The sequence below is a fragment of the Streptomyces sp. MAI_2237 genome, from assembly GCF_054189285.1.
Genome location: NZ_JAJPGQ010000003.1, coordinates 459639 through 482708, shown reverse-complemented (window position 1 = coordinate 482708; position 23070 = coordinate 459639). Strand labels below are relative to the sequence as shown.

At 71.6% G+C, this 23070-nt stretch carries 23 protein-coding genes and 2 pseudogenes; 10 read left to right on the top strand and 15 right to left on the bottom strand.

All coding sequences use genetic code 11. From position 1 onward, the window contains the following. Nucleotide 1: 1 nt before the first annotated feature. From LN251_RS12410 to LN251_RS12395, 4 genes and pseudogenes are all read right to left on the bottom strand, one after another. Nucleotides 2–1550, bottom strand: a pseudogene (locus tag LN251_RS12410) (M4 family metallopeptidase). 290 nt (nt 1551–1840) lie between these two features. Next, nucleotides 1841–2371: a GNAT family N-acetyltransferase gene (locus LN251_RS12405; RefSeq protein ID WP_458244494.1), complete on the bottom strand. Its 531-nt coding sequence runs from the start codon at nt 2369–2371 to the stop codon at nt 1841–1843. 52 nt (nt 2372–2423) lie between these two features. After that, nucleotides 2424–3023 carry an FMN-binding protein gene (locus LN251_RS12400; RefSeq protein ID WP_458244493.1) on the bottom strand — a complete coding sequence of 200 codons (600 nt, stop codon included), beginning with the start codon at nt 3021–3023 and terminating at the stop codon, nt 2424–2426. Nucleotides 3024–3068: 45 nt separating this feature from the next. Then, nucleotides 3069–4400, bottom strand: coding sequence for a ferredoxin reductase family protein (locus LN251_RS12395; RefSeq protein WP_458246708.1), 1332 nt, complete (start codon nt 4398–4400; stop codon nt 3069–3071). 208 nt (nt 4401–4608) lie between these two features. Between LN251_RS12395 and LN251_RS12390 the strand changes: the two genes are divergently transcribed. Continuing rightward, nucleotides 4609–4989, top strand: coding sequence for a hypothetical protein (locus LN251_RS12390; protein ID WP_458244492.1), 381 nt, complete (start codon nt 4609–4611; stop codon nt 4987–4989). On the opposite strand, the gene LN251_RS12385 is transcribed toward LN251_RS12390, so the two are convergent. From LN251_RS12385 to LN251_RS12375, 3 genes are all read right to left on the bottom strand, one after another. Beyond that, nucleotides 4968–5570 carry a Uma2 family endonuclease gene (locus LN251_RS12385; RefSeq protein WP_458246707.1) on the bottom strand — a complete coding sequence of 201 codons (603 nt, stop codon included), beginning with the start codon at nt 5568–5570 and terminating at the stop codon, nt 4968–4970. The two genes, LN251_RS12390 and LN251_RS12385, sit on opposite strands and share 22 nt — an antisense overlap. A gap of 49 nt (nt 5571–5619) precedes the next feature. Continuing rightward, nucleotides 5620–6480 (bottom strand): helix-turn-helix domain-containing protein, encoded by an 861-nt coding sequence (locus LN251_RS12380; protein ID WP_458244491.1) that lies wholly within the window; start codon nt 6478–6480, stop codon nt 5620–5622. A gap of 186 nt (nt 6481–6666) precedes the next feature. Then, on the bottom strand, nt 6667–7149 hold the full coding sequence (locus LN251_RS12375; RefSeq protein ID WP_458244490.1) for an ATP-binding protein: 483 nt from the start codon (nt 7147–7149) through the stop codon (nt 6667–6669). A gap of 154 nt (nt 7150–7303) precedes the next feature. On the opposite strand from LN251_RS12375, the gene LN251_RS12370 reads away from it, so the two are divergent. Both LN251_RS12370 and LN251_RS12365 read left to right on the top strand, forming a co-directional pair. Further along, a complete protein-coding gene (locus tag LN251_RS12370; protein WP_458244489.1) occupies nt 7304–8179 on the top strand; it encodes a helix-turn-helix domain-containing protein in 876 nt (291 codons plus the stop codon). After that, on the top strand, nt 8176–8379 hold the full coding sequence (locus tag LN251_RS12365) for a DUF397 domain-containing protein (RefSeq protein ID WP_458244488.1): 204 nt from the start codon (nt 8176–8178) through the stop codon (nt 8377–8379). Before LN251_RS12370 ends, LN251_RS12365 begins: the two co-directional genes overlap by 4 nt. Before the next feature lie 52 nt (nt 8380–8431). Here the strand turns inward: LN251_RS12365 and LN251_RS12360 are convergent, their stop codons facing one another. Further along, on the bottom strand, nt 8432–9007 hold the full coding sequence (locus LN251_RS12360) for a TerD family protein (protein ID WP_058924618.1): 576 nt from the start codon (nt 9005–9007) through the stop codon (nt 8432–8434). A 168-nt stretch (nt 9008–9175) separates the two neighbouring features. On the opposite strand from LN251_RS12360, the gene arfB reads away from it, so the two are divergent. Next, a complete protein-coding gene (arfB, locus tag LN251_RS12355) occupies nt 9176–9613 on the top strand; it encodes an alternative ribosome rescue aminoacyl-tRNA hydrolase ArfB (protein WP_458244487.1) in 438 nt (145 codons plus the stop codon). Between the two features lie 53 nt (nt 9614–9666). After that, a complete protein-coding gene (locus LN251_RS12350; protein WP_458244486.1) occupies nt 9667–10551 on the top strand; it encodes a sigma-70 family RNA polymerase sigma factor in 885 nt (294 codons plus the stop codon). Here LN251_RS12350 and LN251_RS12345 read toward each other — a convergent pair. Next, nucleotides 10548–11033, bottom strand: a complete 486-nt coding sequence (locus tag LN251_RS12345) for a GNAT family N-acetyltransferase (protein WP_458244485.1) — start codon at nt 11031–11033, stop codon at nt 10548–10550. The genes LN251_RS12350 and LN251_RS12345 overlap by 4 nt on opposite strands. A 70-nt stretch (nt 11034–11103) precedes the next feature. Continuing rightward, nucleotides 11104–11688, bottom strand: coding sequence for a flavin reductase family protein (locus tag LN251_RS12340; RefSeq protein WP_458244484.1), 585 nt, complete (start codon nt 11686–11688; stop codon nt 11104–11106). Between the two features lie 337 nt (nt 11689–12025). Here LN251_RS12340 and cdgB point away from each other — a divergent pair, with 337 nt between their 5' ends. Both cdgB and LN251_RS12330 read left to right on the top strand, forming a co-directional pair. Continuing rightward, complete coding sequence (cdgB, locus tag LN251_RS12335) at nt 12026–13681, top strand: diguanylate cyclase CdgB (RefSeq protein WP_362994759.1); 1656 nt, start codon at nt 12026–12028, stop codon at nt 13679–13681. A 129-nt stretch (nt 13682–13810) separates the two neighbouring features. Continuing rightward, a complete protein-coding gene (locus LN251_RS12330) occupies nt 13811–14746 on the top strand; it encodes a CBM35 domain-containing protein (protein ID WP_458244483.1) in 936 nt (311 codons plus the stop codon). A 10-nt stretch (nt 14747–14756) separates the two neighbouring features. Here LN251_RS12330 and LN251_RS12325 read toward each other — a convergent pair whose 3' ends face one another. From LN251_RS12325 to LN251_RS12315, 3 genes are all read right to left on the bottom strand, one after another. Next, nucleotides 14757–15680 (bottom strand): 1-phosphofructokinase family hexose kinase, encoded by a 924-nt coding sequence (locus LN251_RS12325; RefSeq protein WP_458244482.1) that lies wholly within the window; start codon nt 15678–15680, stop codon nt 14757–14759. Nucleotides 15681–15787: 107 nt separating this feature from the next. Beyond that, entirely contained in the window at nt 15788–16933 is a 1146-nt protein-coding gene (gene nagA, locus LN251_RS12320) for an N-acetylglucosamine-6-phosphate deacetylase (protein WP_458244481.1), read from the bottom strand. Beyond that, nucleotides 16933–17874 (bottom strand): ROK family protein, encoded by a 942-nt coding sequence (locus tag LN251_RS12315; protein WP_458244480.1) that lies wholly within the window; start codon nt 17872–17874, stop codon nt 16933–16935. The genes nagA and LN251_RS12315 overlap by 1 nt, the downstream gene beginning before the upstream one ends. Before the next feature lie 109 nt (nt 17875–17983). Here LN251_RS12315 and LN251_RS12310 point away from each other — a divergent pair, with 109 nt between their 5' ends. The 3 genes from LN251_RS12310 to otsB are packed head-to-tail and all read left to right on the top strand — an operon-like array spanning nt 17984 to nt 20431. Beyond that, entirely contained in the window at nt 17984–19249 is a 1266-nt protein-coding gene (locus tag LN251_RS12310; protein ID WP_458244479.1) for an ABC transporter substrate-binding protein, read from the top strand. Nucleotides 19250–19279: 30 nt separating this feature from the next. Further along, on the top strand, nt 19280–19513 hold the full coding sequence (locus tag LN251_RS12305) for a DUF3263 domain-containing protein (RefSeq protein ID WP_058924627.1): 234 nt from the start codon (nt 19280–19282) through the stop codon (nt 19511–19513). A 60-nt stretch (nt 19514–19573) separates the two neighbouring features. Continuing rightward, on the top strand, nt 19574–20431 hold the full coding sequence (otsB, locus tag LN251_RS12300; RefSeq protein ID WP_458244478.1) for a trehalose-phosphatase: 858 nt from the start codon (nt 19574–19576) through the stop codon (nt 20429–20431). Between the two features lie 159 nt (nt 20432–20590). Here the strand turns inward: otsB and LN251_RS12295 are convergent, their stop codons facing one another. Both LN251_RS12295 and LN251_RS12290 read right to left on the bottom strand, forming a co-directional pair. Further along, on the bottom strand, nt 20591–21988 hold the full coding sequence (locus LN251_RS12295) for an alpha,alpha-trehalose-phosphate synthase (UDP-forming) (RefSeq protein WP_458244477.1): 1398 nt from the start codon (nt 21986–21988) through the stop codon (nt 20591–20593). A gap of 63 nt (nt 21989–22051) precedes the next feature. Beyond that, nucleotides 22052–22995: pseudogene (locus LN251_RS12290) on the bottom strand (glucosyl-3-phosphoglycerate synthase). Nucleotides 22996–23070 lie beyond the last annotated feature (75 nt).

Genomic DNA, 23070 nt, shown 5'->3' with positions numbered 1-23070 from the left:
GCTAGTTGACGTTGACGGCCTTCCAGGCGGCCGCCACCGCGTTGTACTCGGCGCTGCCCGCGCCGTACAGGTCGCTCGCCGCCTTCAGGGTGCCGGTGCGGGCGCCCGCGTAGTCGGTCGAGGACGTGAAGTACGTGCTCAGGGCCCGGTACCAGATCTGGTCGGCCTTGGCGCGGCCGATGCCGGTGACCGTCGAGCCGTCGTAGGTCGGGGAGTTGTAGGAGACCCCGTTGACCGTCTTCGCGCCGCTGCCCTCGCTCAGCAGGTAGAAGAAGTGGTTCGCGACGCCGGAGGAGTAGTGCACGTCGAGGCGGCCGACGGTGCGCGACCAGTAGTCGGCGGACTTGCCGTCCTTGCTGGGCTTGTCCATGTAGCGCAGCGGGGTGCCGTTGCCGTTGATGTCGATCTTCTCGCCGATGAGGTAGTCGCCGACGTCGGAGGAGTTGTTGGCGAAGAACTCCACCGAGGTGCCGAAGATGTCGGAGGTGGCCTCGTTCAGGCCGCCCGACTCGCGGCTGTACTTCAGCCCCGCCGTGGCCGCGGTCAGCCCGTGGCTCATCTCGTGCCCGGCCACGTCGAGCGAGGTCAGCGGCTTGACGTTGCCCTGGCCGTCGCCGTACGTCATGCAGAAGCAGGTGTCGTCCCAGAAGGCGTTGACGTACGCGTTGCCGTAGTGGACGCGCGAGTACGCGGCGCGGCCGTCGCCCGCGATGCCGTTGCGGTTGAAGGCGGACTTGTAGAAGTCCCAGGTGACGGCGGCGCCGTAGGGCCGCGTCGACGGCGGCGGTCTGGCGGTTGGCCGCGGTGCCGTCGCCCCAGGTGTCGTCGGCGTCGTGGAAGAGGGTGCCGGTGCCGGATGTGCCGCCGTTGAGGTCGTACGTCTTGTGCCCGCCGCGTCCGCCGTCGACGAGGTCGAAGCCGCCGGAGGAGGAGGCGGTGGTGCCCAGGGTCACCGTGCCGCTGTACATGGCGGTGCCCGTGCCGGTGTCGACGGCCTGGTAGTCGAAGATCTTCTTGCCGGTGGCGGCGTCGGTGATCACGTGCAGCTCGCTCGGGGTGCCGTCGTCCTGGAGGCCCTTGACGACCGACTCGTACGCGAGGACGGGCTTGGCGCCGGCCGCCCAGACCACCTTGCGGGTGGTGGCGCGCGAGGAGCCGGTGCCGGCGAGCGCGGTCTTCCTCGCGGAGGCGGCGGAGACGGAGGCGTCGGTCGACGCCACGGATATCCGGGCCTTGGTCGCCTTCGTGACGCCCTTGAGGGTGCCGTTCTTCGCCACGTGCGTGACCAGGTCGCCGCCGAGGACGGGCAGGCCGGCGTAGGTGCGCTGGTAGCGGGTGTGGACGGTGCCGTTCGCGTCCTTCACCACGTCCTGGACGACGAGCTTCTCCTGCGCGCCGAGCCCGAGTTCACGGGCGGTGGAACCGGCGGCCTCCTGTGCCGACCTGAGCGCGGCGGCGCGGGCCGACGCGGTGAGGGGGAGGGCGGTGGCGCCGCTGGTGTGCGCGGGGGCGGCGGTGGCGGCGCCGTTCTGCAGGGCGAGCACGACCATCGCGGCGGAGCCGATCAGGGCGGCGGTGCGGAGCGTACGGGAACGCTGTCTCACTCGGTCTCCTTCGAGCCGGCCTCACAGGGGAGGCACAGGTGGGGCACAGAGTTGCGGCGAGCGAGGAGAGGTTGCCATCTGAACGATCTTTTTGACAGACCGCCGTCAAGAATTTACGTGTTCGTATCCGAATGGCGAGGCGCGGGGTTCGCTATGCGGACGGGTTGTCGAGGGTCAACCTCCACTGGACAAAGCGCAGTTGGCGGTCGGAACGTCACACCCGGGGGCCGGCCCGCTCACGCGGGCCGGATGGTCCCCAGTTCCTTGCGCAGCACCGCGCACGGGCGGCCCAGGTCGCGGTCCGGGCGGTGGTCGATGACCTCGTAGCCGAGACCGGTCCAGAAGGCGAGGGCCTTGGGGTTGTTCTCCAGGACGGCGAGGCGGACCGCGGTGCGGCCGGCCTCGCGGAAGCCGTCCTCGACGAGCGTGGCGAACCGCCGCCCGAGGCCCCTGCCGTGCAGGGTCGCGTCCACCATCAGCAGGCCGATCCACGGGTCCGGGTCCGCCGGGTCGGGGTGGTGGGCGAGGGTGATGGCGATGCCGGCCAGCCGGCCCTCGCTGCGGGCGAGCAGGACCTCGGCGTCCGGGTGCGCCAGGTCGTCGGCGAGTGCGGTCGCCACCTGCTCGGGGCGGATGTCGTCCGGGTCGGGGAACTCGCCGCTGAGCGCGTGGAACTCGTGGTTGGAGGCGTACAGGGCCGTCAGCTCGGTGAGGAGCGGGCCCGGGATGTCGTGGTCGGGGGCGAGGCGGAGCGGTTCGAGGATCATGCCGCGGACGCTACCCGGACGGGCGGCGGCGGAGCGTCCGTTTTCGCTGCCGTCAGACGCCCGCCTTGTCCAGTGCGCTCTGCAGGGACTGCTTGTAGCCCGCGCTGGTGTACGTCGCCCCCGACACCGTGTCGATACGAGCGCACTGCGCCTGCAATGTCTCCTGGTTGAGCTGGGGGACGGCCGTCGCGTTGATGTCCTTGCTGCGGGCCGTCTCGTCCGGGTACTGGACGGCGCTCGCCGCCGTGATCCTGCCGCCGGTCAGAGTGATGCGCACCTGGACGGGCCCGTACTTGGTCTGGGCCGTGGTCCCGGTGACGGTACGGGTGGTGGGCGCGGCCGAAGTGGTCTTCGGGGCGGAGGGAGCGCTGCTGGTTCTCGTCGGGGCGGCCGACGCGGTGTGCGACGGCCGCGCGGAGGACGAGGGCGTGCGCTTCTTGCCGGGCGTCTTCGACGGCGAGGCGGAAGCGGGCGCGGAGTGCGCGGACGCGGACGGGGACGCGGACGCCCGCGCCGTGAGCGTGGGCGCGGGGGCGGCGGCCCGCGCGAGTGCCGGGTCGGTGGTCGGCTTCAGTGCGAGCAGCAGCACGATGCCGGAGACGGCACCGGCGGTGGCCAGCAGGGCGTGGCGGAACGGATGTTTCTTCCTCACGGCAGCTCCAGCGCGTCAGAGGTACGACGTGTCACAGATCCCGCCTCAGAACTCGAACGACTCGTGGTGGATACGGCGGTGCGGCACACCTGCCTCGCGCAGTGCCGCGTACGACTCCTCGGCCAGCCCCGGCGGCCCGCACAGGTACACGTCGTGGCGGGCGATGTCCGGCAGGATCCGGCGCAGCATCTTCGCGGTGATCGCCGGCCGCCGCCCGTCCGGGCTGTTGACCGCGTAGAGCAGCTGGGCGCCGCGTTCGTCGGCGATGGCCTCCAGTTCGTCGCGCAGCGCCAGTTCCTCGGCCGTGCGGGCCCGGTAGAGCAGCGTCAGGTCCCCGGCCGCGCCGGGCAGCGTCTCGAACAGGGCGCGCAGCGGGGTGATGCCCGCGCCGCCCGCGAGCAGCAGCACCTTCCCGCGGCTGCGGCGGGCCGCCGTCATCGCCCCGTACGGACCCTCGGCCCACACCCGGGTGCCGGGCCTGAGCCGGGCCAGCGCCGCGCTGTGCCCGCCGACGGCCTTGACGGTGATCCGCAGCAGGTCGGGCCGGGGCGGCGCGGAGAGGGAGTAGGGGCTGGCGGTCCAGCGCAGGCCCTTGGTGAGGAACCGCCAGCGGAAGAACTGCCCCGCCTCGGCGCCCAGCCGGTGCAGCCGCCGGCCGCGGATCAGCACCGAGACGATCTCCGGCGCCTCCCGCACCACCGCCTCGACCCGCATCCGGTGCCGGAGGTTGAGCCGCACCGGGGTGAGCACGCGGTACCACAGCAGCAGGACGCCGACCACGGCGTACAGGGCGTACCAGGCGGTGCGGGCGGCCGCGTCGCCGACGAACTGGTCCCCCGTCGACAGCTGGTGCCAGAAGGCGAGGTAGACCGCGGCGTAGGTGAGCAGGTGCAGGTAGTACCAGGTCTCGTAGCGCATACGACGCCGTACGGCGCCGGCGGAGACGAAGCCGACGAGGAGCAGCAGCACGGTGCCCACCGTCGCCTCGACCATGTCCGGGTAGCCGGTGACGACGGAGACCGTCTGCGCCACGATGCCGGTGTGCGCCTGCAGGGCGTACCCGTACAGGATCAGCACGACATGGGCGAGGGTCAGCGACAGCGCGTAGCGGCCGGTGCGGGCGTGCCAGCGCACCACGCGGTCGGAGCCGACGCGGCGTTCCAGCGCGGGGACACGTGCCATCTGGGCGATCACGAGCGCGATCGCGTATCCGGCGAGCAGTCCGGTGATGCGGCCCGCGTTGACCAGCCGGTCCGCCGTCGTCGCGGCGACGGCCGGGGTGCCGCGCCACCACAGCCACACCACGGCGGCGGCGCCCGCCCAGGAGAGCAGGAGCAGGGGTGCGGCGGGGGACCGCCGGGGGCGGATACGGCGCATGGTCTGCCGTCGTCCCGCCCGGCTGTGCTGGATGGTCGTCAAGGCCGTCTTTCCTTCGCTCGCCTTGGCTTCCCCCGCATCCACCTCCAGCGCACCGGAGGGAGCAGACGTCACAGTCCCGCCCGCACGGGGACGCGCCCTAGGAGCGCCGACCCGACCTGAGCGAGGATGTCCCCAGGAGCCACGCCGCATTCGGGGACGGAAGCAGATGACCACCCAGCCACCGCCGTACGGGAACCAGCCTCCGCAGGGCTTCGGCCCGCCGCCCCCGCAGTACGCCCCCACCCCTGCCCAGCCCCCCGCCGAGGGGCCGGAGTTCATGGCGGTGGACGTCCACAACTCGATCGTCGTCGATGCCTCGGGCGTCGCCTTCGAGGACCACGGCGCGGCCGTGGAGTTCTCCTGGCCGGAGATCCAGAGCGTCCACTACAAGGCCAGCCCGAACGGCAGGGCCCTGATGATGGCGGTGGTCCTGCCGAACGGGCAGTTCTACGAGTGCGTCGTCCAGGCCAAGCCCAAGGCACAGCTCGGTCAGTGGTTCGCGCAGCTGGCGGCGGTGCTCGGGTACTACCGGCCGATGGGCTGGTAGCGCGGCAGCCCGTCGGTCGAGATCGTCCAGTCGCCGATGGTGACGTCCTCGCCGTAGACGAAATCCTTGCGGGTCGCGTAGCGGGGGCCGTCGGGGGTGGGGTGGATGTCGCCGAGCACGGCTCCGGTGCCGGTGCGGGGGTCGAAGATCGCGTAGACGGGGACGCCGATGAGGGGGTAGTCGCGCAGCTTCGTCACCCAGTCGTTGTCGGGGTTGGAGCGGGAGACGATCTCGATGGCGGCGATGAGCGTGCGGGGATCGAACGAACCGGGGACGTCCATGTCCGCCATGGCGATCACCATCACATCGGGGCGCCGCATGATCCCTTGGGCCTCGTCCTCGACGTCGGGCTCGCCCGTGTGGGCCACGATCTCTTCCGGCATCACTCTTTCAAGGCGCCTTCGGAGATGCACGGTGGTCAGCTCGTGCGGGCCGACGGGCGCCATCATGTCGTGAACGATCCCTTCCATGGTGACCTCGAACTTGCCGGGCACGTTGTCGTCCGTCGACTGAACGAAGTCGCGCATGGCCCTGTAGCGGTGGGAGGCGCCCTGCCGCGCGCTGTCGGGGGCGATGGTCATGGCGCTCGCTCCTCGTCTGTGCTTGGGGGCCAGGATCGTCACGTCCATGCTAGGCGGCCTCCGGGAAATCGGATCGGCAGTCACCACAGCGTCCAGGGGCGGGCGAGCGGAAGGCGCGGTCGCAGCCGTCGCAGTTCTGGAGGGGGTGGCGAACGGCCGGCGGTGGAGCGGGGGGCCGTACGGGCGGCGGGGGCGGGAGCTGGGCTGTCAACCGGTGGGCCAGGAGGGCGGCCGGACGGCACAGGGGCTCCGTGGGGAGGGCCGTGGTGAGTGCTTCTCGTACGGTCGTGGGGGTCACCTCCCGTTCCAGCCAGGCGGCCACGCCCGGGGCCAGGTGGGCCGTGTCCCGTTCGCTCAGCAGCAGACGTCTGTCGTGGGTGCGGAGGGTCGCGAGGACCTGCGTCGCCTGCTCGATGAGGGCCGGGGCCGGGTAGGCGGGGCGTGGCACCGGGGGGAGTGGCTTGGGCGCGGTCTCCCTCTTCGGGCGGGTGCGCTGGGGACGGGGGGCGTGGTCGTCGGCGCGGTGGCCCGGCTGGTTGCAGGAGACCGTGCGCGTGACGATACGGCCGCCGGAGACGCGTCGGCGTTCCCGGCGCAGGTAGCCGTGGGCTTCCAGTTCGCGCAGGGCCGCCGCGATACGGGTCGCCCCTTCGGGAAAGCGGGCGGCCAGGGTCTTGATGTCGACGTGGGCGCGCTGGGGCAGCGACTGGATGTGCGTGGCCAGTCCGATGGCCAGCAGCGACAGCTCCGGATGCTGCGCCAGGTGGTTGCCGATCACCGTGAAGCGCGTGGTGTGGCGGGTGTGGTCGTGGACCAGGCCACCGGTTTCGGAATACCGCCGGATCGGGTGCTTGTTGGCCGCAACGCGGGACTGGGCGTGCGGGGGCGCGCTAGGGTTTTTCGTGTCCATCAGGAAGATACGCCTTCCTCGGTGGTCAGGCCCTCGCATCGGGATGCCAGTCCCTGCGAGGGCCGTTGCATGTGTGCGGTTGTGTTGCGCCGAGAGTAGGGCAGGCAACCAGGGCGAAAGCCAGCCGAGTTGGCGATGTTCACCCGGGCGGGTGAGGGGCTGGGGTTCGGTTTGGCGGGGGTTCTTTCACCGGGTTCTTTGTTGGGAAAAGAGACGTCCGGTGCCGCCGGAACACGGGTCCACCGGAACCCGGCCCGGCGTGCTTCGGGTGAGGCGGATCTCGGCCCACACCGTCTTGCGCGGCGACAACCCCGGTGCGACTCCCCACTTGTCCGCGAGGGCCTCGACCAGTACGAGACCGCGACCCGACTCGGCGTCGCGGCCGGGGAGTTCGGCACACGGCATACGGTCACCGCACGTGTCCGTGACCTCGATGCGCAGGGTGTCGGCGACCACGTAGAGCGTCAGCCGGAAGTCGCGGCCCGGCACGCGGCCGTGCGTCACCGCGTTCGCCGCCAGCTCCGCCACGATGTGCTCCGCCGGGTGCGACGGCAGTTCCCAGGCGCGCAGTTGCTCCGTGGCCAGCAGCCTCGCCAGGCGCGCGCCGCGCGGGGTGGGGGAGAGCTGCACGCTGAAGTTGCGGATGGGGGTGGGGGATTCCTCGTTCACGTCACTCAGCGTGGCCGTCTCTGACTACCGTGAGGAGTGACTGCGCCGTTGCGTACGGTCACTGTCCGGAGCTTGTCCGGTGCTGTCCGGACTGTCGGGACGGGCCGTACGGGCAGGGGCGCGGGAGGGCCAGTACGACGGAGGGGCACGCGGGATGTCGGTGGACGCGGAGGCGGGACGGCTCAGGACCGAGGCGGACGAGCCGGGGTGGGAGGTCGATCCGGACGACGAGTGGGGCGTTGCGGTCATCGCCACGGTCGGGCGGCAGCTCAAGCTGCGGCGAGAGGCGGTGGGGATGCGTGCCGCGGACTTCGGCAGGGCCGTCGGGTACGGCGAGGACCTCGTCTACAAGATCGAGGGCGGGAAGAGGATTCCCCGGCAGGAGTATCTGGACAGGGCGGACGAGGTGTTGGGGGCGGGTGGCCTCATCTCGGCGATGAAGGAGGACGTCAGCAAGGTCCGGTACCCCAAGAAGGTCCGGGAGCTGGCGCAGTTGGAGGCGCAGGCGGTCGAACTCGGGGTCTACGTCGGGCTCAGTCTGCACGGCCTCCTGCAGACACCGGAACACGCACGGGCCCTGTTCGAGGCGTGGCAGCCGACCTATTCGGCCGAGGACGTGGAGTTGTCGGTGGCCGCACGCATGGCGCGTAAGTCAATCTTCGAGCGCTCGCCCGCGCCTGCGCTGAGCTTTGTGCAGGAGGAGGCGACGCTGCGCCGTCCCGTCGGAGGCACAATGGTGTGGCGTCGGCAGCTCGAACATCTGCTGGAGGTGGGTCGGTTGCGTAACGTCGCGCTCCAGGTGATGCCGACGAACTCCGACGCTCACCCCGGGATGGACGGAAGGATCGAGGTCCTAAAGTTCCCGGACGGCACAGGGGTGGGCCGTTCCGACGGCGCGTACAGCGGTCGGCCGACCACGGACCCCAAACACCTGCGGATCCTTGAGCTGCGCTATGGCACCATCCGGGCCCAGGCTCTCACTCCGCGGGAGTCGCTGGCCTTCATCGAGCAACTGCTGGGAGAAACATGACCCGCAAGTCCTCCGCCGGAGACGCCTCCACGCTGGCTTGGTTCAAGAGCAGCTACAGCGACGGCCCTGACGGCAATTCCTGTGTCGAGGTCGCGATAGCCCCCCGCACAATCCACGTCCGCGACTCCAAGCAAGACACCCTCGGCCCCCGCCTGGCCTTCGCCCCGGCCGCCTGGGCGGTGTTCGTCTCACAGACGTGAGCCCCCGGCTGCGGCGTACCGCACCCAGGGGCCCCGCTCAGCGCAGCGTCACTCAGACGTTGACGCCGAAGTCCTGCGCGATGCCGACCAGGCCGGACGCGTAGCCCTGGCCCACGGCGCGGAACTTCCACTCCGCGCCGTTGCGGTACAGCTCGCCGAAGACCATCGCCGTCTCCGTGGCCGCGTCCTCGGAGAGGTCGTAGCGGGCGATCTCGGCGCCGCCGGCCTGGTTGATGATGCGGATGTAGGCGTTGCGGACCTGGCCGAAGTTCTGCGAGCGGTTCTCCGCGTCGTAGATCGAGACCGGGAAGACGATCTTGTCGATGTCGGCCGGAAGGGCCGCCAGGTTGACGTTGATCGCCTCGTCGTCGCCCTCGCCCTCGCCCGTGCGGTTGTCGCCGGTGTGGACGATGGTGTTGTCCGGGGTCTGCTTGTTGTTGAAGAACACGAAGTGGGCGTCCGAGTAGACCTTGCCCTGCGTGTTGACCGCGATGGCCGAGGCGTCGAGGTCGAAGTCCGTGCCGGTGGTGGTGCGGACGTCCCAGCCGAGGCCCACGGTGACGGCGGTCAGGCCCGGAGCCTCCTTGGTGAGCGAGACGTTGCCACCCTTGGACAGGCTTACAGCCATGGTTGGGAGTCCTTTCCCTCGTTTATGTACGGCAGTGAACCTACAGCTACCGGTATGAACGCCAAGAGGGGTACCGAAGGTTCCAGGTGTCTTTACTTTCTTTACCGAAGTTCGGGTGAACGACCGCCGACGTTAATCGCGTGACGTGTGCGGGTCAGGCGCGCGACGATGGGGGACATGTCCGGTCCCTATGTCATCCGCGGCTCCGTCTCGCTCCCCGAGGCCGAGCTCATGTGGCGTTTCTCGCGCTCCTCGGGGCCCGGCGGGCAGCACGTCAACACCAGTGACTCCCAGGTGGAGCTGCGCTTCGACCTGGCCCGGACCGAGGCGCTGCCGGAGGTGTGGAAGGCGCGGGCGCTGGAGCGGCTGGCCGGGCGGCTCGTCGACGGCGTGATCGCCGTCCGCGCCTCCGAGCACCGCTCGCAGTGGCGCAACCGCGAGGCGGCGGCCGTACGCCTGGCCGCGCTGCTCGCCGAGGCGACCGCGCCGCCGCCCAAGCCCCGCCGCGCGACCCGTATCCCGCGGGGGATCAACGAGCGCCGGCTGCGGGAGAAGAAGCAGCGCTCCGACACGAAGCGGGGGCGTTCGGGCCGCGACTGGTCGTGAGGCGACCGGGACCGTCTCTGTCACATCGCCGCCGTCCCGTTCGTCATAGGACCATGAGCGAGTACCGGATTCCCTCGGACAGCGAAGTCCTCGCCCGGCGGTTCGAGGCGCACCGCCCGCATCTGCGTGCCGTCGCCTACCGCATGCTCGGCTCCGCCGCCGAGGCGGACGACGCGGTGCAGGAGGCGTGGTTCCGGCTGAGCCGTTCCGACACGGACGACGTGGAGAACCTCGGGGGATGGCTGACGACCGTCGTCGGACGGGTGTGCCTCGACATGCTGCGCTCGCGCAGGTCGCGCGCGGAGGAGCCGCTGGAGCCGCCCGCGGGGCACCCGCCCGTGGTGGACGTCTCCGGTGGGGCCGATCCCGAGCAGCACGCCGTGCTCGCCGACTCGGTGGGCGTGGCGCTGCTCGTCGTCCTGGAGACGCTGACGCCCGCCGAGCGGCTGGTGTTCGTGCTGCACGACCTGTTCGCGGTGCCGTACGAGGAGGTCGGGGAGATCGTGGGGCGCAGCCCGGTGGCGGCCAGGCAGCTGGCGAGCCGGGCACGGCGGCGGGTGCGGGGGGCCGACCGGGTGCCGGGTGGTGATCCGGGGCGGCGGCGGGCCGTCGTGGACGCCTTCCTCGCCGCCGCGCGCGAGGGCGACTTCGAGGCCCTGGTCGCGCTGCTGGACCCGGACGTCGTCGCCCACAGCGACGCCGGCGTGAACACGGGAGCGGCGGCCGTGGCCAGGGGCGCGTCCGCCTTCCGGCACCTGACGGCCGTGGCGCGGCCCGCGCTGGTCGACGGTGCCACGGGGCTGGCCGTGTACGTCGACGGCCGCCTGGACCGGACGCTGGCCTTCACGTTCGTCGGGGACAAGATCGCCGCCATCGACATCGCGACCGCCCCGGAGCGCGTCGCCGAGCGCGAGGTGATCCTCGTCCAGAGGTCCTAGAGGTCCTGGAGGTCCAGGACGCCGACCGTCTGGTCGCCGCTCTTCTCTCCCGTCGTACGGAAGCCGAGGCCGAGGTAGAAGCCGTCGGGGCCGTCGGGGCCGGGATGCCAGGTGACGTAGCACTGCTCGCCGCCGCGGCGGCGGATCTCCGCGGCCACGGACTCGACGGCGAAACGGCCGTAGCCGCGGCCCTGCTCCCCGGCGGCGATGTTCAGCCGCCACAGCCCGGAGCGGAACAGGGTGCCGTCCTCCTTCCAATCGATGTCGAGGAAGGCCATCAGGAAGCCGACCGGGCGGTCGCCGTCGACGATCAGGCGGGGCCAGGCGACACCCGGAGGATGCACGTACGCCTCCGCCAGCGATTCCGCGACCGGCTCGACCGCGTGCTCCTGGTCCGGGCGGATGCGGAGGGCGAGGGCGGCCGCGAGATTGCCGGGGGTGATCTCCACCAGACGGGGGCCGGGCGGTTCGGGTGGCGTCATGCGCCGACCATAGGAAGCGCCCACGCGCGCGTGCCACGCAATTACGGGCCGCCCCGCCGGGTGCGGGTCCTCACCCCAACTGCCGGTACCGCCCCCGGAAGTACGCCAGCGGGCCGCCGGTCGCGCTCGGTACGTCCGCCGTCAGGACGCGGCCGATCACCAGGGTGTGGTCGCCGGCGATCACCCGCTGTTCGGTGCGGCACTCCAGGGTGGCCAGCGCGCCGCCCACCAGAGGCGCGTTCGTGGCCTTCCCCCGGATGTACGGGATGTCCTCGAAGAGGAGGCGGTCGCTGATGCGGCCCTTCATCGCGAAGCGGCCGGCGATGTGGCGCTGGCTCTCGGAGAGCACCGAGACCGCCCACAGGGGCTGCTCGTCCAGAAGGTCGTCCATGCGGGCGCCGGTGCGCAGGCTGACCAGGACCAGGGGCGGATCGAGGGAGACCGACAGGAACGCCGTGGCCGTCATGCCGACGTCCTCGCCGGCCGGCGCCGACGGGTCGTCGGGGTCCAGGGGCGGCTCCTGCGCGGTCACCAGGACCACACCGGCGGCCAGCCGGGACATGGCGGCACGGAACGCGTCGTTGCTCACCCCCTCAGCATGCCCGGAGGTGGGCCCGGCAGTGATCGGGGATGCGGCGGGGGGAGTCTTCAGCACACCGGGAACGCTAATCTCCGGCCCTCGCGGGCCGCATCGGGCCCGGGGCCGAGAACGGACCTAGGTCCTTCGGCGGACGGCGGGCACGTCCATCACGTACGCTTCTGCGTCATCTCCACATCCGCACAAAGATTGCGTTCAGTAAACGCACAGGTAAAACGCAGAAACACCACTCAATTGTTCATCTTTCGCTGTGACTTGAGTCACAAGGGCCATGAATTGTTGACCCTGTGTACCGAGTGGGCAGCGCGCTGTGATTCAGTGGCTGAGAAGCTGCCAGAACGATACGCCGATGAGAACCCTTGATTCGCTGCGAGGTCTCGGGGGAGGGCGAGCAATGGAGACCGAGTCGGAGCCCTACGTCCGCCTTGCGACCCTGCGGCAACTGCACCAGGTCATGGCCGACATGAACACCGCACGCAGTCTTGCGGACACGCTGCAGACCGTCGCCGACGGCGTCGTCACCGGCCTCGGCTACGAACTGGCGTGCGTCAACCTCGTCCGCCCCGACGGTGACCTCGTCGTCGCCGCCTTCGCCGGCAATCCCGCCGCCGAGGCGCTGATCACCGGCCGGGTCGGCTCCCGCGAGTCCTGGGAGCGCCGGCTGAGCATGGGCGAGCACTGGGGCGACCTGGTCTTCATCTCGCACACCGAGGGCTGGGTCCTCGACGACGACGACGTGCCGCAGTGGTACACCGACGGGCCCGCGCCCCGCTTCGAGGACGAGTGGCACCCCTCCGACCGGCTCTTCGCCCCGATGTACACGCCCGCGGCGCCCGGGGGCTCGTGCGGTGAACTGATCGGCGTGCTGTCCGTGGACCGCCCCCGCAACGGCCGCCGGCCGGGCGCGTGGGGACGCGAAGCGCTCCAGATGTACGCGTTCCAGGCCGCCATCGCGATCAGCAACGCACGTCTTCGCTCCAACATGCAGCGGGCACTCGTCAGGCTCGAAAGGGAGCAGCAGGCGCTCAGGGCCAGCGAGGAGAGCTTCCGGCAGGCCTTCGAGTACGCCCCCTCCGGCATGGCCATCGCCGAGATGGGCGGCGACCAGCACGGCCGAATACTGCGGACCAACGACGCCCTGTGCCGGCTGCTCGGCCGGCCCGCCTCCGCGATGCGGCGCTACTCCTTCTCCGACCTCGTCCACCCCGAGGACATCGGCACGCTGCTGCGGACCTCCGCCGAGGGCGGACGCGCGGAGCTGCGCCTCGGGCGCCGGGACGGCACGTACGTATGGGTCTCGCTGCGCAACAGCGTCGTCGCGGACGCCGCCGACGGGCCGCGCTTCCTGCTCACCCACGTCGAGGACATAGAGGAGCGCAAGCGCCGCGAGCTGCAGCTCGCCCACCGCGCCTCCCACGACTCCCTCACCGGCCTGCCGAACTCCGCCGAGCTGCGCTCGCGCCTGTCCTCGCGGCTGTGCCGACGCGCCACCCACCCGGGCGCCCTGGAGTCCCTGGACGCGGCCTTCGGACACCCCGCCTACGACGTCAACGGCCACGGCTTCGACCTCCGGCCGGGTGGCACCGAGGCCTTCGACGCCTTCGACCACCACGTGCACACCGTCGCCCCCGAGGGCGAGCGCGACGACGGCACCAAGGGGCTCGCGGTCCTCTTCTGCGACCTCGACGGCTTCAAGTCGATCAACGACCGGTTCGGGCACAACGCCGGTGACGCGGTGCTCATCGAGGTCGCCCGGCGGCTGACCCGGGGCGTGCGCGACGGCGACACGGTGGCCCGGCTCGGCGGTGACGAGTTCGTCGTCCTCGCCGACGGCCTCGGCCGCGCCGACGCCCAGGACCTGGCCGTACGCCTGCGCAACGAGATCATCCAGCCCATCCGTGTGGACGGGCGGGCCATGCGGGTCGGCGCCAGCTTCGGCATCGGGTGGGCGCACTGTGGAATGACTGCGGACGAAGTGTTGAAGTCTGCCGACGAGCGGATGTACGTAGAGAAACGATCTCGTCCCAAACAGCACCGACGGGCCGGGTGAACCGCAGGTCAGGGCTGGGGTGGCGGAACGGTGCGATCCGAGTCACCCGTTTGGGGCACGGGGAGCGGGTAGGCTCGCAAGCTGACCCCCGAATCTCGCTCGACCCGCACCGCTGAGGAGTACCCAGGGATGACGTCCGGCAACAACGGCGCCAGTACGCCCGAGGACGACGACCCGTTCGGCTACCTCTACGCCGATGGGCAGGCCAACGGCGCCCAGCCGCCCTCCGGTGGCGGGTACGGCTACCCGAACTCCGTCAACCGGGTGCGCGCGGTCGGCCAGCGGCAGTACGGCCAGCCGGCCCAGGGGCAGCAGCAGACGGCTCCCTACGGGCAGGTGCCGCAGCAGCAGGGCACGTACGGTCAGCCGAACGCCCACTACGCGGCGCCGGAGACCTTCCCCGGCGGCGGTGCCCCCACGGCGCCGCAGCAGCCGGCGCACGGCGGCGGGGGCGGCCGTCGCGGCCCCAACACCAAGGGGCTGCTGATCGGCGCGATCGCCGTGGTCGCCGCGGTCGTCATCGGCATCGGCGTGGCGATGATGAACGGCAACTCGGACAACAAGGCGGGCGGCGACGCCTCCCCGACCCCGACGGCGTCCCAGAACACCAAGCCCAGCCAGTCCCCGACGGACGCGACGTCGACGGACCTCCCGAAGACCGACGCGAAGGACGCCCAGCTGGGCGGCGGCGCGACCACGGCCTCGGACGTCAAGGGCGCCAAGTCGGCCGGCGGCACCTATGTGACGGGGTTCAACAACGTCGGCGCCTCGATCACCTGGACCGTCGACCTCCCGAAGGCCGGCCCCTACCGCCTCTACGTGCACTACAGCATTCCCGCGGCGGACGCCAACGCGACGCTGACGGTCAACGGCAAGTCCAACCAGCAGCCGCTGGGCATGAAGAACTTCATCAAGTCCTCGGACACCGACTTCGCGAAGAACTGGCAGTCCACCTGGGCCCCGGTGACCCTGACCAAGGGCACCAACACCCTGACCCTCTCCTGCGGCCAGGGCAACCAGTGCAACGCCCTCATCGACCAGCTGTGGGTGCAGCTGCCGCAGTAGCGCACCGCGTTCAAGCCGCCGTCACCGAGTCGGACACCGGTATCAGGAGCTTCTCGTAGACCTCGTGGTCGAATTCTCCCGCTGTGTGGGCGTGGACCGTTGCCGCCGACAGGGCTACCGCTCGGGACAGGCGGTCCGGCCAGGGGAGGTGTTCCACCAGGCCCGACAGGAGGCCGGCCACCGCTGAGTCGCCGGCGCCTGTGGGGTTGCCGTGGATGTGGGTGGGTGGGGTGGCGCGCCAGCGGCCCTCCGGGGTGACGGCGAGGAGGCCGTCGCGGCCGAGGGACGTGACGACCGCCCTGGCGCCGCGCCTGCGGGCGTCCTGCGTGGCGCGCAAGGGTTCGTGGGAGCCGGTCAGTTCGGCCAGTTCGTCGGCGTTGGGCTTGATCAGGTCGGGGCGCGCGGCCACCCCGCGGCGCAGCGGCTCCCCGCTGGTGTCGAGCAGGACGGGGACGCCGGCCGCCTTCGCCGTGCGGACCAGGCCCGCGTACGCGCCCACCGGCACCCCCGGCGGCAGGCTGCCGCACAGGGCCACCGCCGACATCGACGGCAGCAGGTCCTCGTAGACCTCCTGGAAGGCCGCCCATTCGGCGGGTGCGATCGTGGGGCCGGGTTCGTTCAGCTGCGTCGTGTCGCCGGTGCGCTCGTCGACGACGGCGATCGTGCGCCGGGTCGGGCCGCCGACCGGGACGAGCGCGTCCACCACGCCGTGCGTGCGGGTGAGTTGCTCCTGGACGCTGCGGCCGGTCGAGCCGCCCGTGAACCCGGTGACGGTCACCTCGTGGCCGAGGGCCGCCAGCACGCGGGCCACGTTCAGGCCCTTGCCGCCCGGACGTTCCGTGACCTCGGAGACCCGGTGGGAGGCGTGCGGGCGCAGGCCCCGTACCCGATAGGTGATGTCGAGAGCGGTGTTCAGCGTGACCGTCAGGATCACCTGGGCCGACCTCCCCCGAAGACAGTTGCCGATGCGCGGGCCGACCGGACGGACGGCGGCCGTCATATTTTCGCAGGACGACCGCCGCGCTCAACACCCCGGACACATCACCCCAGTTGTGGATCGACCACCCATTCACCCCGGCGCATCACGCCCTTGAGGTCGAACTGCCGGTCCAGCAGCACCAGGTCGGCGTCCTTGCCGGGCTCCAGTGAGCCGATCCGGTCGTCCATGCCGAGCAGCCGGGCCGGGTTGGCGGAGATCGCGGCGACGACGTCCTCGACGGGAAGCCCGTCGAGGGTCACGGCCCGCTTGAACGCCCGGTCCAGGGTCAGGGTGGAGCCGGCGATGGAACCGCCCTCCACCAGGCGGGCGACGCCCTCGCTGACCTCCACCTCCAGCGGGCCGAGCATGTACCGGCCGTCGCCGAAGCCGGCCGCGTCCATGGCGTCCGTGATGAAGGTCACCCGGCCCGCGCCCGCGCGGTGGAACGCCAACTGCAGGGCCGCGGGGTGCAGATGCGTGCCGTCGTCGATCAGCTCGACCGTGATCCGCTCGTCCTCCAGGAGGGCGGCGATCGGGCCGGGGGCCCGGTGGCCGAGGGGCGGCATGGCGTTGAAGAGGTGGGTGGCGACCGTGGCACCGGCGTCGATGGCCTGCACCGTCTGCTCGTACGTCGCGTCCGTGTGCCCGATCGCCGCGATCACGCCGTGCTCGGCGAGGAGGCGTACGGAGTCGATGCCGCCCGGCAGTTCGGTGGCGAGGGTGACCATCCGGGCCCGCCCGCGCGCCGCGTCGATCAGCTTGCGGACCTCTGCGGGGTCGGGGTCGCGCAGAAGCTCCTCGGAGTGCGCGCCCTTGCGGCAGGGCGAGATGAAGGGCCCCTCGAAGTGGATGCCGGCGATGTCGCCCTGCTCGGCCAGTTCGCTGAGCAGCCCGGCGCGCTGGACGAGGAAGTCCATGTCGCCGGTGACGGTAGAGGCGACGAGCGTGGTGGTGCCGTGGAGACGGTGGGTGTGGATGCCGTGGAGGACGTCCTCGACCGTGCCGGAGGTGAAGGAGGCCCCGCCGCCCCCGTGGTTGTGGATGTCGACGAAGCCGGGCACCAGCCAGTGGCCGCTCACGTCGACGACCTCGGCGTCTTCGGGGGCCGCGCCGGCGATCCGCGTGCCGGCGACGACGACGCGACCGTCGTGCACGATCCCGGTGGGGAGCACCACCCGGGCACCGGCGAGAACCTTGCGAGAACCCATCAGGTGGTTACCTCCGTACGGTCGGTTGTGGTCAGCAGGTCCCAGGCCAGCAGCCCGGCACCGAGACAGCCCGCCGTGTCCCCCAGTGCCGCGGGGACGATCGACGGGAGTTTCTGGAAGGTCACCCGGCGTTCGACGGCCTCCCGCAGCGGTGTGAACAAGGTTTCCCCCGCCTCGGCCAGGCCGCCACCGACGATCAGGGTGCGCGGGTCCAGCAGGGTGAGGGCGGTCAGCAGGCCGTCGGCCAGGGCGTCGATCGCGCCCTGCCAGATCCGGACGGCGTTCGGGTCGCCGGACGCGACGGCCCGCGCGCAGTCGGCGGCGTCCGCGTCCGGGTCGCCGCACGCCTTCGCCCACGCCTCGCCGACGGCGGCCGCGGAGGCGTACCGCTCCAGGCAGCCGGACTGCCCGCACGGACAGGGGGTCCCCCCGGGCCGTACGACGATGTGGCCGATCTCTCCCGCGAAGCCGTGCGCGCCCGACTCCACCCGGCCCGCCATGCCGATGGCGCCCGCGATGCCGGTGCCCAGGGCGACGAACAGGAACCGGTCGGCGCCCCGGCCCGCGCCGATCCGGCCCTCGGCGAGTCCGCCGGTGCGCACGTCGTGGCCGAGACGGACGGGGGCGCCGAGCCGCCGGGACAGCAGGTCGCGCAGGGGGACGTCGCGCCAGCCGAGGTTGGCGGCGTAGGCGGCCACGCCCCGCTGCTCGTCGACGATGCCGGGGACGGCGACACCGGCGGCCGAGGCGGGCTCGCCGAGACGCTCGACGCCGTACGCGCGCAGCTCGGCGGCGAAGTCGAGGATGCCCTCGACGACCGCGTCCGGCCCGCGCTCGCGTCCGGTCGCACGGCGGGCCCGGTGCAGCAGCTCGCCGCCCGCGCCGACGAGCGCGGCCTTCATCCCGGTGCCGCCCACATCGAGGGCGATGACGTGTCTCACGGAGGACAGTGTGGCCCCACTACCCTTGAGAGGTCTAGTCCACTTGCGTGGTGTAGACCTTGGAGAGTCCACATATTGAACGGCGAGACAGTTGGAGCGTGGCGTAGCAGTGCAGCGGCGCAAGGCGGGAACGGTCGCGGCGATCGCCGCGCTGGGGATGACGGCGACCCTCGGGGGCTGCGGTGTCACCGGCGGTTCGGGAGACGTCACCCTGAGACTGGTCGCGGCGGACTACGGCGACTCCGCCGCCAACAGCTCCCAGAAGTACTGGGACGGGCTGGTGAAGGAGTACGAGAGCAAGCACTCCGGCGTGAAGGTCGACGTCACCGTCTACTCCTGGAACGACGTCGACCGCAAGGTCAAGGAGATGGTGGACGCCGGGAAGGCCCCCGACATGGCGCAGATCGGCGCGTACGCCGACTACGCCGCCAAGGACGAGCTCTACACGGCCGACGACCTGCTCTCCATCAGCACCCAGGCCGACTTCGCCTCCCAGCTGGCCACGGCGGGGCAGCTCAAGGGCGTGCAGTACGGGATGCCGTTCGCGGCCTCCACGCGGCTGCTCTTCTACAACAAGACCCTCTTCCAGGCCGCCGGCCTCACCCCGCCGAAGACGTGGAAGCAGCTCGCCGCCGACGCCGCGGCCCTCAAGGCGCGCGGCGTGACGTACCCGTACGCGCTGCCGCTCGGCCCGGAGGAGGCGCAGGCCGAGACGATGCAGTGGATGCTCAGCGGGGGCGGCGGCTACACCGACACCGTCGGGTCCTACGGAATCGATTCGGCACAGAACGTCGCCACCTTCGACTGGCTCAAGGACGACCTGGTCGGCAAGGGCCTGACCGGGCCGGTCGCGCCGGGCCGGCTCAACCGCGCCACCGCGTTCTCCGCCTTCGCCAAGGGCGAGGTGGGCATGCTCAACGGCCACCCGTCGCTGATGAAGATCGCCGCGAAGAAGGGCGTGAAGTTCGGCATGGTGCCGATGCCCGGAGCGCACGGTCAGAGCAGCACCTCGATGGGTGTGGCCGACTGGATGATGGCCTTCAAGAAGAACGGCCACGCGCAGCAGGTCGGCGACTTCCTCGACTTCGTCTACGACGAGAAGAACGTCCTCTCCTTCTCGCGCGAGTACGACCTGCTGCCGGTCACCAACTCGGCGTCCGAGGTGATGAGTTCGGACAAGCGGGACGCCGACCTCAAGCCGTTCCTGGACGAGCTTCCGCAGTCCGAGCTGTACCCGGTCGGCAAGACGTCGTGGGCGGCGGTCAGCGCGGCGGTGAAGAAGCGCATAGGTCAGGCGGTCGGGGCGAACGCCAGCCCCGCCGCCACCCTCTCCCAGCTGCAGGCGACGGCGTCGACGGCGGAGAGCGCGGACTGACTGTCAGTGGCGGGGGCTACCGTTCGCGGTATGGAACCGGAGCAGCTGGGGGAGCGTGAGCGGGCCGTCCTCGCCCTGGAGCGCCGGGGCTTTCCCGGCCCCGGCGCCAAGGAGCGCGCCATACGCGAGGAGCTGGGCCTGGCCCCCGTCCGCTACTACCAGCTCCTGAACGCCCTCCTGGACGACGAGCGGGCCCTCGCCCACGACCCGGTGACGGTGAACAGGCTCAGACGGGTGCGGGAGCGGCGCCGGTCGGAACGCTGACGGTTCCGGCGCATTGCGCGAGCCGCGCATGCCTGGTCCCATCCCGGTTAGGGTCCCCGTATGGGCACCCACACGGACACGGACCCCCTGCCTACGCCCGCCACGCGGGCCGGTCGCGAGGGGCTCGCCGCGATTCTCGCCGATCCCGGGAAGGCGGTGCTGGCCTTCGACTTCGACGGCACCCTCGCGCCGATCGTCCCCGACCCCGAACAGGCCCGCGCCCACCCGGACGCCGTTCCCGCGCTGGCCGCGCTCGCCCCGAAGGTCGCCTCCGTCGCCGTGGTCACCGGCCGGCCGGCCGAGGTCGCCGTCCGCCACGGCGGCTTCGCGGGCGTCCCGGGCCTGGAGCACCTGGTCGTCCTCGGCCACTACGGCGCCGAGCGCTGGGACGCCGTCAGCGGCGAGGTCGGCGGGCCCGCCCCGCACCCCGGTGTCGCCGCCGTCCGCGCCGAACTGCCGGGCCTGCTGGAGCGCTCCGGCGCCGCCGGACAGGGCGCGTGGGTCGAGGAGAAGGGCGGATTCGCGGTCGCCGTGCACACCCGCCGCGCCGCGGACCCGCAAGCCGCCTTCGAGGCCCTGCGCGAGCCGCTGACCGCCCTCGCCGCCCGGCACGGCCTGATCGTCGAGCCCGGCCGCCTCGTCCTGGAACTGCGCCCACCGGGCATGGACAAGGGCGTCGCGCTCACCCGGTACGTCCGCGAGACCGGCGCCTCGGCGGTCCTGTACGCGGGCGACGACCTGGGCGACCTGCCTGCCTACGCGGCGGTGGACCGCCTCCGCGCCGACGGCACACCGGGCCTGCTGGTGTGCAGCGGCAGCGACGAGGTGACGGAACTCAGTCGACAGGCGGACCTGGTGGTCCCCGGCCCCACCGGCGTGGTCGCCCTTCTCTCAACCCTGACCTCCCACCTCAGCTGAAACCCGCCCGTGCGGTCGGTTCGGCTGACGCCCGCCCGCGTGGTTCGGTTCGGCTGACGTCCGCCCGCGTGGTTCGGCTCGGCCGGTGTTCGTCCGTGCGGTTCGGCTCGGTCGGTGTTCGTTCGTGTGGGTCGGTTCGGGCGGAGGCCGGGATCTTCGCTAGCTCGGCTGGTCCCGTAGCGCGTTGAGCTGGTCGAGGAACCACTGGGCCGGGGGGAGCGCGGTCGCCGACGCGGCGAGGCGCTTGGCGCGCTCTGCGCGTTCCCCCGGCGGCATGGTCAGCGCGGTGTGCAGGGCGCGCGCCGTGCCGATCACGTCGTAGGGGTTCACCGTCACCGCGTCCTCGGCCAGCTCCTCGTACGCCCCCGCCTCCCGGGACAGCACCAGCGCGCACCCCTCGTCGGAGACGACCGGGACCTCCTTGGCGACCAGGTTCATGCCGTCCCGGATGGGGTTGACGAGAGCCACGTCGGCCAGCCGGTAGGCGGCCAGGGACCGCGCGAAGTCGTCCTCCACATGGAGCACGACCGGGGTCCAGCCGGGCGTGCCGTAAACGGAGTTGATCTCCTCCGCCACGCGCTGCACCTCGGCGGTGTAGTCCCGGTAGACCGCCAGGTCCTGCCGGGAGGGGTAGGCGAAGGCCACGTGCACGACCCGTTCGCGCCACTCCGGGTGGTCGTCGAGGAGCTGCCGGTAGGCCAGCAGCCCGCGCACGATGTTCTTCGACAGCTCGGTCCGGTCGACCCGCACGATCGCCTTGCGGCCCGCGCCGATCTGCTCGCGCAGCGCGGCCATCCGCTCGTCGACGTCCGCCTCGTGCGAGCGTCGCCGCAGGAAGTCGGCGTCCGCGCCGAGGCCGTGCACCCCGACCCGGGTGTCCCCGAGGCCGCCCACGAGCGCCGCGCAGGCCGTGAACGCCTCCGCCCAGCGGCGGGTGAGGAAGCCCAGCCGGTCGGCGCCGAGCATGCCGCGCAGCAGCTGCTCGGCGATGTCGTCGGGCAGCATCCGGAAGTACTCCACCGGCGCCCACGGCGTGTGCGAGAAGTGCGCGATCCTGAGGTCCGGCCGCAGCTCCCGCAGCATGCCCGGCACCAGGCACAGGTGGTAGTCCTGCACCAGCACCGCCGCGCCCTCGGCGGCCTCCTGGGCCAGGGCCTCGGCGAAGGCGCGGTTGTACGTCTCGTACGACGCCCACTGCCGCCGGAACTCCGCGTCGAAGGCCGGCTCCAGGGGCGTCTGGTACAGCATGTGGTGGACGAACCAGAGCACGGAGTTGGCGATGCCGTTGTACGCGTCGGCGTGCACGTCCGCCGGGACGTCGAGCATCCGCACGCCGGGCTCGCCCTCCCCGCGCCGCACGGCCTCCCGGTCGCCGTCGGAGAGCGCGGAGCACACCCACAGGGCGCCCGCGTCGGGACCGATCGCCGACAGGCCGGAGACCAGCCCGCCGCCGCCCCGTTTGGCGGCGAGCGAGCCGTCCTGCTGGAGTGCGTACGAGACCGGGCCGCGGTTGGACGCGACCAGCACCTGGTGGGCAGCGCCGTGCGAGGAAGCCATACGCCTCAACGTAGCCCGGTCCGCAAACGCATAAACGTGACGACCGCCCGGTCCGGGTATGCCCTACGCCACCTTGCGGCTCGCGTACTCCGCGATCTCCGCCATCGGCGGCCGCTCCTCCGTGTCCACGGAGTAGGTGCGCGGCTCGAAGCCGTCCGCGCCCCGTTCGAACTGGGTGAGGGAGGGGCGGACGAGGTGACCGCGGGCCAGCCGGAGCTGGGCCGTGCGGTAGATCGCCGCCGCCATCCGGCCGAGGGCCTGGCCGTCCTGGTGGCGGTGTTTGCGGACGCCGACGTCGACCTGGGCGAGCGCGTCGAGGCCCACCAGATGCAGGGCGTCGACCAGCATGCCCAGCTCGACTCCGTACCCGACGGGGAACGGCAGCTGCTCCAGCAGTCCGCGCCGGGCCGCGTACTCGCCACCGAGCGGCTGCACGAAGCCGGCCAGCTGCGGCCAGTGCATGTTGAGCAGCGGGCGGGCCATCAGCTCGGTGACCCGGCCGCCCTGTCCCTGCCCTCCGGCGAGGGGGCGGTCGTACATGCCCTTGACCAGGTCGATCCCGGGGTCGGTGAGCAGCGGGCCGACGATCCCGGAGACGAAGTCGGAGGAGAACTCCTTCAGGTCGGCGTCGATGAAGCAGACGATGTCCCCGGAGGTGACCAGCAGCGAGCGCCACAGGACCTCGCCCTTGCCGGGGACCGTCGGGATGCGGGGCAGGATGTCGTCGCGGTGCACGACCCGCGCGCCGGCCGCCGCGGCGACCTCGGACGTGCGGTCGGTGGACCGGAGTCGACGACCACGATCTCGTCGACGAGCGGGACCTGCTGCATCAGGTCGTGGCGGATGATCGCGACGATGTCGCCGACCGTCTCCTCCTCGTTGAGCGCGGGCAGCACGACACTGACCGACTGGCCCGTGCGCTGTTTCGCGGCGAGGATCTGGTGCAGCGGGCGGTCGGTGACGGACCAGGAGTGGGTGCTCAGCCAGCGCTCGACTTCTTCCAGCACGTAGGCGGCTCCTCTGCGCTCTCTGGGCGAAAGGACCAAGATGTGATCCATCTCGCGGTTCGGACGGCTATCTCA

What these genes read in the sequence shown, in the direction of transcription:
- LN251_RS12405 (WP_458244494.1), bottom strand. Translation starts at nt 2,371, where the DNA reads ATGATCCTCGAACCGCTCCGCCTCGCCCCCGACCACGACATCCCGGGC.
- LN251_RS12395 (WP_458246708.1), bottom strand. Translation starts at nt 4,400, where the DNA reads ATGCGCCGTATCCGCCCCCGGCGGTCCCCCGCCGCACCCCTGCTCCTG.
- LN251_RS12390 (WP_458244492.1), top strand. Translation starts at nt 4,609, where the DNA reads ATGACCACCCAGCCACCGCCGTACGGGAACCAGCCTCCGCAGGGCTTC.
- LN251_RS12385 (WP_458246707.1), bottom strand. Translation starts at nt 5,570, where the DNA reads ATGACCATCGCCCCCGACAGCGCGCGGCAGGGCGCCTCCCACCGCTAC.
- LN251_RS12380 (WP_458244491.1), bottom strand. Translation starts at nt 6,480, where the DNA reads ATGGACACGAAAAACCCTAGCGCGCCCCCGCACGCCCAGTCCCGCGTT.
- LN251_RS12370 (WP_458244489.1), top strand. Translation starts at nt 7,304, where the DNA reads ATGTCGGTGGACGCGGAGGCGGGACGGCTCAGGACCGAGGCGGACGAG.
- LN251_RS12365 (WP_458244488.1), top strand. Translation starts at nt 8,176, where the DNA reads ATGACCCGCAAGTCCTCCGCCGGAGACGCCTCCACGCTGGCTTGGTTC.
- LN251_RS12360 (WP_058924618.1), bottom strand. Translation starts at nt 9,007, where the DNA reads ATGGCTGTAAGCCTGTCCAAGGGTGGCAACGTCTCGCTCACCAAGGAG.
- arfB (WP_458244487.1), top strand. Translation starts at nt 9,176, where the DNA reads ATGGGGGACATGTCCGGTCCCTATGTCATCCGCGGCTCCGTCTCGCTC.
- LN251_RS12350 (WP_458244486.1), top strand. Translation starts at nt 9,667, where the DNA reads ATGAGCGAGTACCGGATTCCCTCGGACAGCGAAGTCCTCGCCCGGCGG.
- LN251_RS12345 (WP_458244485.1), bottom strand. Translation starts at nt 11,033, where the DNA reads ATGACGCCACCCGAACCGCCCGGCCCCCGTCTGGTGGAGATCACCCCC.
- cdgB (WP_362994759.1), top strand. Translation starts at nt 12,026, where the DNA reads ATGGAGACCGAGTCGGAGCCCTACGTCCGCCTTGCGACCCTGCGGCAA.
- LN251_RS12330 (WP_458244483.1), top strand. Translation starts at nt 13,811, where the DNA reads ATGACGTCCGGCAACAACGGCGCCAGTACGCCCGAGGACGACGACCCG.
- nagA (WP_458244481.1), bottom strand. Translation starts at nt 16,933, where the DNA reads ATGGGTTCTCGCAAGGTTCTCGCCGGTGCCCGGGTGGTGCTCCCCACC.
- LN251_RS12305 (WP_058924627.1), top strand. Translation starts at nt 19,280, where the DNA reads ATGGAACCGGAGCAGCTGGGGGAGCGTGAGCGGGCCGTCCTCGCCCTG.
- otsB (WP_458244478.1), top strand. Translation starts at nt 19,574, where the DNA reads ATGGGCACCCACACGGACACGGACCCCCTGCCTACGCCCGCCACGCGG.
- LN251_RS12295 (WP_458244477.1), bottom strand. Translation starts at nt 21,988, where the DNA reads ATGGCTTCCTCGCACGGCGCTGCCCACCAGGTGCTGGTCGCGTCCAAC.